Origin of the sequence: Pseudomonas sp. LFS044 (assembly GCF_047978245.1) — a bacterium.
Lineage (GTDB): Bacteria > Pseudomonadota > Gammaproteobacteria > Pseudomonadales > Pseudomonadaceae > Aquipseudomonas.
In genome coordinates, this window is the sequence record NZ_JBFPFX010000001.1 from 305724 (window position 1) to 315240 (window position 9517).

Below are 9517 nucleotides of genomic sequence, written 5' to 3' on the forward strand. Positions count from 1 at the left end.
GCTTCAAGGCGAGCCTTTTGCAGTGCACGCGCTACCCGCGTATGATTTGCGACAAAGTTGGTCGGAGATACACATGTCGCTCTACAGTGCTGGCGTCGAATACGGCATCCATTGCCTGCTGTACCTCGTGGACGAGCGCGGCGATACGCGCGATGCCAGCGTGCGCGACCTGGCCGAGCTGCAGGGCGTACCGCAGGAGTACCTGGCCAAGGTCTTCACCAAGCTGGCCCGCGCCAAGCTGGTGGTCGCCACCGAGGGCGTGCGGGGCGGCTTTCGCCTGGCCCGGCCTTCGGACGAGATCACCGTGCTGGACATCGTCAACGCCATCGACGGGCCGAAGAAGATTTTCGACTGCCGCGAGATTCGCGAGCGCTGCACGCTGTTCGACGGCTCGCCACCCGGCTGGGCGACTGAAGGCACCTGTGCGATTCACGCCGTGATGCTGGGGGCGCAGAAGCGTATGGAAGAGGCGCTGGCGCAGCAGACCATCCTCGACCTGGCGCGCCGGTTCGGGCGCAAGGCACCGGCGGAGTTTGGCCAGCAGGTCAATGACTGGATGGGCGAGCGGCGGATCCCGACGAGTCAGGCGTAAGGCGGGTGTTTCGCCCGCGGGGCCTCAACGCCCTTCATGCTGGCGACGGTACGCCCCCGGCTGCACGCCCACCGCCTTGGCGAACGCCCGGGTAAACGCCGCCACCGACTGATACCCCACCTGCGCGCCCACCTGCTCCACGGTATTGCCCGCCTGCAGCAACTGGCAGGCATGGCGCATGCGCAAGGCCAGCAGCACCTGCCCTGGTGACTGCCCGGCCAGTTCGTTGAAGCGTTTGAAAAACGCCGACCGCGAAAGCCCCGTGCACGCGGCCATGGTTTCCAGTGTCCAGGCCTGGCCGGGTTGCTCGATCAGTTGCGCCAGCAACCCAGCGAACGCCGGCTGCCGGGCCAGCGCTACCAAGCCACCGAGTGGTTGCCCGGCGTGCACCTGCTGGCGCAGCACATACAGGAACAGCAAGTGCGTCAGCCGCTCCAACAACGTTTGCGACGGTGCTGGCAGGCGCTCGCACTCTTCAAGAATCAGCCCGAACAGCGCCCGCGCCGCATGCCCGGCGGGCTCGTCGGCGCGCAGCACGATCCAGTCGGCCAGGCCCTCGACAATCAGTGACGACAGCCCCGGGCGAAAGTGGAAGAACCCGCACACCAGGCCCACCCCGTCATTGGCATGGGCATTCAGCGCCTGCATGGCCTGGCGCGGCTGGGCGCAGGCGCTCACCGGGTCCTGGTCGCCCGACAACCGGTAAGCCAGGTCTCGCAGCAAAAACACCGCATCCCCGGCCTCAAGGCGCACGGCTTCGGCTTGCCCGTCGATGTGCAGCCAGCAATGCCCCTGGACTACCAGGTGAAAACTGGCCCGGCCCATGCCCTGGGTGCTGGCGTGCCAGCCACCGCAATAGCGGCCCACGTGGAACAGGCTGGCGTCGAGCTGGAGGCCTTCTAATAACCAATCGACAAGATGGCTGGATGAAATCATCTAATGCAAACACTCAGGAGCAAGGAAAGGCGACTGATGAATATGGAGGGTAATTCTTATAACCAACAGACTGTATGCACACCCATCAAAGGAGTCCACTCCATGTCCTCGCGCATTACGCTACACACGCTGCAGAGCGCCCCGGAAGCAGCCCGCCCGTTCCTCGAAAATGCCCAGAAGAACTCCGGTTTCATCCCCAACCTGCTCGGCGTGCTGGCCAACGCCCCAGCAGCGCTGGAAACCTACGTAACCGTGTCGGCCCTGAACGGCAAGGCCGAACTGACCCTGGCCGAACGTGAAGTGGTGCAGCTGATTGCTGCTACCCAGCACGGTTGCGACTTCTGTGTGGCCGGCCACACCGCCGTGGCGCTGAACAAGGCCAAGCTGCCGCAGGAAGTGGTCGACGCCCTGCGCGCCCGTGGCGAACTGCCTGACGCCCGCTATGAGACCCTGGCCGCGTTCGCCCGTGAGGTCATCGCCACCCGCGGCAATGTCAGCGAAGCGACTTACCAGGCGTTCCGGGCTGCCGGTTTCACCGAGGGCAACGCCCTGGAAGTGATTCTTGGCGTCAGCCTCGCAACCTTGTGCAACTTTGCTAATGTGTTCGCCCAAACGCCGCTCAACGACGAGCTGAGCAAGTACCGCTGGCAGCCTGCGTAATCCGCACAGGGCGCCGCGGCGCCTGCTTATCAAAAGGAGTAGGGATATGCTTGATGCTGGATTTGCGCAGTGGCTGGATGCCAATGCCGAAGCAATCGACCAAGGCCAGTGCGACCCGCATCGGGTGCTGGCGCACATCGCCGAATCGCAGCTGCTGCGCGTCGGTGTCGACCCGGCGCTGGGCGGCAGCGGCGGCGCCGTGACCCATGCGGTCGAAGCCATTGCCGCCATCGCCAGCCGTTCACTGGCCGCAGCCTTCGTCAGCTGGGGCCAGCGCGCCTTCATCGAATACCTGTTGCAAAGCCCGAACCAGGCGCTGCGTGAGCGCCTGTTGCCCGGCTTGTTGACCGGGGAACTGGCCGGTGCCACGGGGCTTTCCAATGCCATGAAGTTCCTTTCCGGCATCGAAGCGTTGCAAGTGCGCGGCCGCCCGCAGGCCGACGGCTGGGCCCTCGACGGCCGCCTGCACTGGGTGACCAACCTGCGCAAGAGCGGTTTCGTGGTGGCTGCAGCCATTGAAGACGATGCAGGCGGCGCGCCGTTCGTGCTGGCGATCCCATCCGATGCCCAGGGCCTGGAACGCTCCGACGACTTGCAGCTGATGGGCCTGCAATCGAGCAATACGGCTGCCCTGGCGTTCCATCAGGTCGAACTGAAGCGCGAGTGGCTGCTGCACGACAACGCCCGCGAGTTCCTGCCAACGGTGCGCCCGGCATTCCTTGGATTGCAGTGCGGTATGGCCATCGGCCTGGCGCGGCGTGCGCTGGATGAAGTGCAGGCGCACATGAACGGCCGCATCTCGTTCCTTGAAGAAGCCCGCCAGGTGCTCAAGGAGCGCCTGGAAAACACCGTGGCCGAGCTCAAGCAAGGCCTGCTCGAAGGGCGCTTCCTGAGCCAACCGGCAGCGCTGTTCAAACTGCGCATCACCCTGGCTGAAAGCGCCGCCGACGCAGTGCAGCTGGAACTGCAGGCCAGCGGTGGCAAGGCTTACCTGAGCGAATACGGCCAAGGGTTCGCCCGCCGCTGGCGGGAGTCGGCATTCGTGCCGATCGTGACCCCGAGCCTGGTGCAGCTGCGCGCCGAATTGCACCGCCAGGCGGCGAACGCATGAGCCAAGTGTTGCTCGAAGCCCGGGAGATCAGCCTGGGCTACCCGCGCGATGGCGGCTGGCAGGAGGTGCTGGCGCGCTTCGACTTGCAGCTGGCGCCGGGCGAGGTGGTGACCATCCTCGGCCCCAGTGGTGTCGGCAAATCCAGCTTGTTGCGGGTACTGGCCGGGTTGCAGCAGCCGCGTGGCGGCAGCGTGAGCCTGCACGGCGAACCGCTGCAGGGCCCGCACCCGCGTCTGGCGGTGGCCTTCCAGGACCCGAGCCTGCTGCCGTGGCTGAGCCTGGAAAAGAACGTCGCCTTTGGCCTGGATTTCGCCCGCCAGCCCAAGCTGGCCGCCGCCGAGCGCCGTGCGCGCATCGACCATGCGATCGCCGCTGTGGGCCTGGCCCATGCGCGCAGCCACTACCCGGCGCAGTTGTCGGGCGGCATGGCCCAGCGCACCGCGCTGGCCCGCTGCCTGGCCCGCCAGCCCGAAGTCTTGCTGCTGGATGAACCCTTCGGTGCGCTGGATGAGGTAACCCGTGCCGACATGCAGCAATTGCTGCTGCAACTGATCGCCACGCACAAGACCGCGGCGGTGCTGATTACCCACGATATCGACGAAGCCTTGCTGTTGTCCGACCGGGTCTTGCTACTGGGCGACCACCCAGCGCATGTTCTCGGCCAATGGCACATCGACCTGCCGCAACCGCGCACGCACCGGGTCGAAGCGTTGGGCGCGCTGCGTATCGACATCGTCAAAACCCTTCGGCGGGCAAGCCGCACAGCCCAACCTTCATCTCCCTCATTGCCCTCGGAGGCTGTCCATGTGCATGGATGACTGCTGTTCCTCTTCGTCGCGTCGCGATTTCCTCAAGCTCAGCGCCATGCTCACCGCCGCCGGTGCCGTGCCGCTGCTGGCCAGCCTGCAGGCGCGGGCAGCCGCCGAGCCGGACGCGCCGGTGCGCATCGGCTACCTGCCGATCACCGACGCCACGCCATTGCTGGTGGCGCACAACAACGGCCTGTTCGAGGCCGAAGGCCTCAAGGCCGAGCGCCCGGTGCTGCTGCGCAGCTGGGCCCAGGTGATCGAGGCGTTCATCTCTGGCCAGGTCAATGTGATCCACTTGCTGTCGCCAATGACGGTGTGGGCGCGCTACGCCAGCAAGGTGCCAGCCAAGGTGGTGGCGTGGAACCACGTGGGTGGCTCGGGCCTGACGGTGGCGCCGGACATCACCGACATGAAGCAGCTGGGCGGCAAGACCGTGGCCATCCCGTTCTGGTACTCGATCCACAACGTGGTGCTGCAGCAGATGCTCAACGACAACGGCCTGACGCCGGTGTCCAGGCCCGCCAACGCCCAGTTGGCCGCCAACGAGGTCAACCTGTTGGTGCTGCCACCGTCGGACATGCCGCCGGCCCTGGCCAGCAAGCGCATTGCCGGCTACATCGTCGCCGAGCCGTTCAACGCCCTGGCTGAAAACCTCAAGGTCGGCCGTGTGCAGCGCTTCACCGGTGACGTGTGGCGCAACCACGCCTGCTGCGTGGTGTTCATGCACGAGCACGACTTGAACAACCGCCCCGAGTGGTCGCAGAAGGTTGTCAACGCCATCGTCAAGGCCCAGCACTGGACCCGCGACCACCGCGCCGAAGCCGCAGCGCTGCTGTCCAAGGCCGGCCCCAACAAGTACACACCACACGAGCCTGCGGTGCTGGCCAAGGTGCTGGCCCCGGCCGCCGAGGACCGCGCCGCCTACATCGCCAGCGGGGCCATCCAGCACCAGCAGTGGGACGAGAAGCGCATCGACTTCCAGCCGTACCCGTTCCCCAGCTACACCGAAGAACTGGTCAAACGCCTGAAAGGCACCCTGATCGAAGGGGAGAGCGCTTTCCTTGCCGGCCTGGACCCGGCGCAGACCGCGCGCGACCTGGTCGACGACCGCTTCGTGCGCAATGCCATTGCCGCCGTAGGCGGCCCGTCGGTGTTCGGCATTGCCGACAACTTCGAGCGTAGTGAGGAGTTCGCGGTCTGATGCGCAAACATGTTGTACATGCCGGACTTGGGTTGGCCGGGCTGCTGGGGTTGCTGCTGCTGTGGTGGGCCGGGGTGCGGTTGTTCGGCGAGGCCGATGGCCTGTCGGCGCGCTTTTCGCCCCAGGCGACACTGGCCAGCCTGGTGGAGTTGCTGGGCGAAGGCGAGGTCTACGGGCACGTCTGGGTCAGCCTCAAGCGTATTCTTGTCGGCCTGTTGCTGGCGTTGCTGATCGGTGTGCCGCTGGGCCTGCTGGTGGGCAGCTACCGGCACCTGGAGGCGGCAACCACGCCGGCGTTCCAGTTTTTGCGGATGATCTCACCGTTGTCGTGGATGCCGGTGGTGGTGATGCTGATGGGCGTGGGCGACCAGCCGATCTACTTCCTGCTGGCGTTTGCGGCGTTGTGGCCGATTCTGCTCAACACCGCCGCAGGCGTGCGCCAGCTCGACCCGCGCTGGTTGCAGTTGAGCCGTAGCCTGAGTGCCACGCGCTGGGAAACCTTGTGCAAGGTGATCATCCCCGGGGTGATCGGCCATGTGCTGACCGGCGTGCGCCTGGCCATCGGCATTCTGTGGATCGTGCTGGTGCCGTGCGAAATGCTGGGCGTGAGTGCCGGGCTTGGGTATTTCATTCTCGATACCCGTGACCGGCTGGCTTACTCGGAGCTGATGGCCATGGTGCTGCTGATAGGGGTGCTGGGGTTCATGCTCGATGCACTGGCGCGTGGGCTGCATCGGCGCTGGGTGCATGCCTGAAGGGCCAGTGTGGCCTCATCGCCGGCAAGCCGGCTGCCACAGTTGCCCCACAGCATTCTGGAGTTGTGGCTTACCTGTGGGAGCCGGCTTGCCGGCGATGAGGCCGTCAGGTCAATGCACGGTCTTGCGCTGGCGCACACAGTCGCGCGCCGATTCCGCCAACTCATCCAGCCACTCATCGCGCTGCTGCTCGGCCTCGATCATCGCATCCTCACCCTGCTGGTTGAGCAGGTAGGTGTGAATCTGATGCACTTCGGTGGTCTGGTAGATCGGCGCAATGTCCAGCCGGCCGATCAGCGCAGCGCTGGCCTGGCCGGTGCTGCTCATCAGCACCTGTGGCCCGCTGGCCGCCACCACCTGCATGCCCATCGCTTCGAACCAAGGCACCTGGTGGGCAAAGGCATTCAGCTCGACACTGGCAAAACGCGCCTGCACGTCACCCAGCAATGCGCGGGCGATGCCCTGGCGGCGGTGCTCCGCGACCACGGCCAGAAACGCCACTGCGCAAGCCTGGTCGTTGTCCTGGGCGGGCAAGGTCAACGCAAAACCCAGCATCTGGTCCGGCGCATCGGCGTCCAGGGCCAGGGTCAGCTCCACGGCCAGGCCGCGCGTGCCGTCCATGGCCTGCAGGTATTGGTGGACCTCCATGCCGACACCGTACTGATACAGCGGGTACAACGGGTTTTCGGCACGAATGGCGACACTGCTCAGTTCGCCGACGTGGTGGATCACCAGTTCGCGGATCTGGTTCTGGAAGGATTCGGGCGGCACGCTGTCGAGGCGGCTCAGGATGAACATCGGTGGACGGGCTCCGGCTGCGGTTTGATCACCCCGCGCCGGATTGGCGCGGGGTGCACAGTCTAAACCCTTTTTGCCGTGTCAGCCTTGTGCGTGCATGGCCGCAAGCATCAGGTCGAGGTTTTGCACCGCCGCGCCCGAGGCGCCCTTGCCCAGGTTGTCGAACACGGCCGTCAGCAGCACCTGGCCGTGCTCTGGGTTGGCGTACAGGGCCAGGCGCAGGTCGTTGCTGTCGTTCAGCGCCTCGGGGTCGAGCGGCGTGGCCGGGCCGTGCTGGTGCAGCGGTGCGACCTGCACGTGGCGGGCGCCCTGGTAGTGCCGTTCAAGGCACGCCTGCAGCTGTTCGGCGGTGGCCTGGCCAGGCAGCAGGCGCAGTTGCAGCGGGATGCTCAGGACGATGCCCTGGCGATACGCGGCATAACCGGGCAAGAACACCGGCCTTGCCGACAGCCCAGCGTGCAGCTGGATTTCCGGCACATGCTTGTGCGCCAGCTCCAGCCCGTACATCTGCAGGGTGGGTGCCTGTTCGGCGCCGGGCTGTTCATGCTGCTCGACCGCCGCGCGGCCACCCCCGGAATAACCGGAAATGGCATGGATGCTCAGCGGGTAGTCGGCCGGCAGCAGGCCGGCCTGGACCAGCGGGCGCAGCAGCGCGATGGCGCCGGTCGGGTAACAGCCGGGGTTGCTGACGCGCTTGGCCTGGGCGATACGCTCGGGCTGCTGCTCGTTCAGCTCCGGTAGCCCATACACCCAACCGGGCGTGGTGCGGTGCGCCGAGCTGGCATCGATCACCCGAACCGCCGGGTTGTGGATGGCCGCTACGGCATCGCGGGCGGCGGCGTCGGGCAGGCAGAGCAGGGCGATGTCGGCGCTGTTGATCGCCTCGCGGCGGCGCTGCGGGTCCTTGCGTTCGGCTTCGGGCAGGGTCAACAGGTGCAGGTCGTCGCGGCCGTGCAAGCGGGCGTGGATCTGCAGGCCGGTGGTGCCTTGGTCGCCATCGATGAAGACAAGAGGGGTGTGCATGGTCAGGGTCCGGTCAGGAGGAGATGAACCATGGTCGCCTCTGGCGGTGGTAAAGGAAATTTGAATATCATGACTGCGATGTTCATTTTTTCTGAATTACAGTTGTCGGTGCCTTGCCCCTGCGCAGTACCCGCGCAGAGGCCGTAGCTGCCACAACAGGACCGATGCCATGCGCGAAATCAGCCTCGACCGCCTCCGTACCCTGGTGGTCATCACCGACCTGGGCTCGTTCGCCGAGGCCGCCCGCCAGCTCAACCTGGCGCCCCCGACCATCAGCCTGCACGTGGCAGAGTTGGAGGCGCGGGTCGGTGCCCCGCTGCTTACCCGCAACCGCAACCAGGTACGGCCGACGGCCATCGGCGAAACCCTGCTGGCGCGTGCCCGGCGCCTGCTGGCCGATGCCGACCTGGCCCTGGACGAAGTGCGCCGGCAAGTCGAAGGCCTGACCGGGCGGGTGCGCCTTGGCGCCTCGACCGGCGCCATTGCGCATCTGTTGCCCAAAGCACTGGAACACTTGCGCACAGCGCACCCCGGCATCGATGTGCAGGTGCAGGTACTGACCTCGCAGGCGTCGCTGGCGCGCTTGCGTGAGGGCGCGCTGGACATCGGCCTGGTGGCCTTGCCGCAAGTGGCAGGCAAGGGCGTCAGGCTCACCCCGTGGCGGCGCGACCCCATCCTCGCCTACGTCCCGGCCGACTGGCAGCCACCGGCCAGGGTCACACCGGCCTGGCTGGGGCAGCGGGCGCTGATCCTCAATGACAGCAGCACGCAACTGTCGCGGGTGACCGCTGAATGGTTCGCCGCCGCCGGGCTGTACCCCGAGCCGCGGATCGAGCTGAACTACAACGATGCAATCAAAAGCCTGGTGGGCGCCGGGTATGGCGCCACCTTGCTGCCCCAGGAGGGCGAAGTGGCCGAACTGGACCGGCGCATCGCCCGCCGACCGCTGCGGCCGGGGTTGTGGCGGCAGTTGGGGATTGCCTGCAGGGAAGGGCCGCCCGAGCGGGCGACCGGGTTTGTGCTGGAGGCCCTGGAGCGGTTGCGGCAGTAAGGGGTATATGCCGCAGCGGGTCACGATCATCGGCCTGAGCAGAGGCGTCAGGGCGTTTGGCCTACTATGCTGTTGGCTGCGTCGAGCCAATGTCTCTCGATGAACCTTCCGATTTCCCAGGAGAACGCTCCATGAAATCCATCGCACTGCTGGTGATTGCGTCTGTGTTGAGTTTTGCGGCCCATGCGGACCCGGCGAGCAACTGTGAAGCCAAGATCAAGGAACTGGAGGACTTCCACAAGGCCAGTGGCCAGGCGATGCATGGTGGCATGGCCCATGACTTCAAGGTGCATCTGCAAAATGCCAAGGATGCCCAGAAGGCCGGCGACATGACCAAGTGCCAGGCTTCGGCGGACCAGGCCAAGACCATCTACAACAAGGCGCGCAGCAAGTGAGTGAGGGGTAGGGTTTGAGCGCTTGTCTTGATTATTGAAGTTTGGCGTAGATCGAGCGCTTGCCTTGGGATTTTTAGCGCCCTTGAGATCGAGCGCCGCCCGCGCGGCGCATCGCGGGCAAGCCCGCTCCTACATTTGTTGCAACGTGCCATGGCCTGATAGGCCATAGTTGTTAGCCTTGGTGGC

At 65.9% G+C, this 9517-nt stretch carries 11 protein-coding genes; 8 read left to right on the forward strand and 3 right to left on the reverse strand.

The window, feature by feature from the left end; genetic code table 11:
- The first annotated feature begins 73 nt into the window (after positions 1-73).
- Positions 74-592 carry an RrF2 family transcriptional regulator gene (locus ACNQPL_RS01540; RefSeq protein WP_346612352.1) on the forward strand — a complete coding sequence of 173 codons (519 nt, stop codon included), beginning with the start codon at positions 74-76 and terminating at the stop codon, positions 590-592.
- 24 nt (positions 593-616) lie between these two features.
- Here ACNQPL_RS01540 and ACNQPL_RS01545 read toward each other — a convergent pair whose 3' ends face one another.
- The gene (locus ACNQPL_RS01545; RefSeq protein ID WP_346612353.1) at positions 617-1528 is read right to left on the reverse strand and encodes an AraC family transcriptional regulator; all 912 of its coding nucleotides are present in this window, start codon (positions 1526-1528) and stop codon (positions 617-619) included.
- A 102-nt stretch (positions 1529-1630) separates the two neighbouring features.
- Between ACNQPL_RS01545 and ACNQPL_RS01550 the strand changes: the two genes are divergently transcribed.
- From ACNQPL_RS01550 to ACNQPL_RS01570, 5 genes are read left to right on the forward strand one after another with little or no spacing between them, the layout of a single operon-like run.
- Entirely contained in the window at positions 1631-2188 is a 558-nt protein-coding gene (locus tag ACNQPL_RS01550) for a carboxymuconolactone decarboxylase family protein (protein ID WP_346612354.1), read from the forward strand.
- A gap of 46 nt (positions 2189-2234) precedes the next feature.
- Complete coding sequence (locus ACNQPL_RS01555) at positions 2235-3299, forward strand: acyl-CoA dehydrogenase family protein (protein WP_346612355.1); 1065 nt, start codon at positions 2235-2237, stop codon at positions 3297-3299.
- A complete protein-coding gene (locus ACNQPL_RS01560; RefSeq protein WP_416465503.1) occupies positions 3296-4117 on the forward strand; it encodes an ABC transporter ATP-binding protein in 822 nt (273 codons plus the stop codon). The genes ACNQPL_RS01555 and ACNQPL_RS01560 overlap by 4 nt, the downstream gene beginning before the upstream one ends.
- On the forward strand, positions 4104-5309 hold the full coding sequence (locus ACNQPL_RS01565) for an ABC transporter substrate-binding protein (protein ID WP_416465505.1): 1206 nt from the start codon (positions 4104-4106) through the stop codon (positions 5307-5309). The genes ACNQPL_RS01560 and ACNQPL_RS01565 overlap by 14 nt, the downstream gene beginning before the upstream one ends.
- The gene (locus ACNQPL_RS01570) at positions 5309-6064 is read left to right on the forward strand and encodes an ABC transporter permease (protein ID WP_346612358.1); all 756 of its coding nucleotides are present in this window, start codon (positions 5309-5311) and stop codon (positions 6062-6064) included. The genes ACNQPL_RS01565 and ACNQPL_RS01570 overlap by 1 nt, the downstream gene beginning before the upstream one ends.
- A 111-nt stretch (positions 6065-6175) precedes the next feature.
- Here the strand turns inward: ACNQPL_RS01570 and ACNQPL_RS01575 are convergent, their stop codons facing one another.
- On the reverse strand, positions 6176-6862 hold the full coding sequence (locus tag ACNQPL_RS01575; protein ID WP_416465507.1) for a GNAT family N-acetyltransferase: 687 nt from the start codon (positions 6860-6862) through the stop codon (positions 6176-6178).
- 81 nt (positions 6863-6943) lie between these two features.
- On the reverse strand, positions 6944-7885 hold the full coding sequence (gene argC, locus ACNQPL_RS01580) for an N-acetyl-gamma-glutamyl-phosphate reductase (RefSeq protein ID WP_416465509.1): 942 nt from the start codon (positions 7883-7885) through the stop codon (positions 6944-6946).
- A 169-nt stretch (positions 7886-8054) separates the two neighbouring features.
- Here argC and ACNQPL_RS01585 point away from each other — a divergent pair, with 169 nt between their 5' ends.
- The gene (locus ACNQPL_RS01585; protein WP_346612361.1) at positions 8055-8936 is read left to right on the forward strand and encodes a LysR family transcriptional regulator; all 882 of its coding nucleotides are present in this window, start codon (positions 8055-8057) and stop codon (positions 8934-8936) included.
- Positions 8937-9067: 131 nt separating this feature from the next.
- Positions 9068-9331 (forward strand): hypothetical protein, encoded by a 264-nt coding sequence (locus tag ACNQPL_RS01590; RefSeq protein WP_346612362.1) that lies wholly within the window; start codon positions 9068-9070, stop codon positions 9329-9331.
- Positions 9332-9517 lie beyond the last annotated feature (186 nt).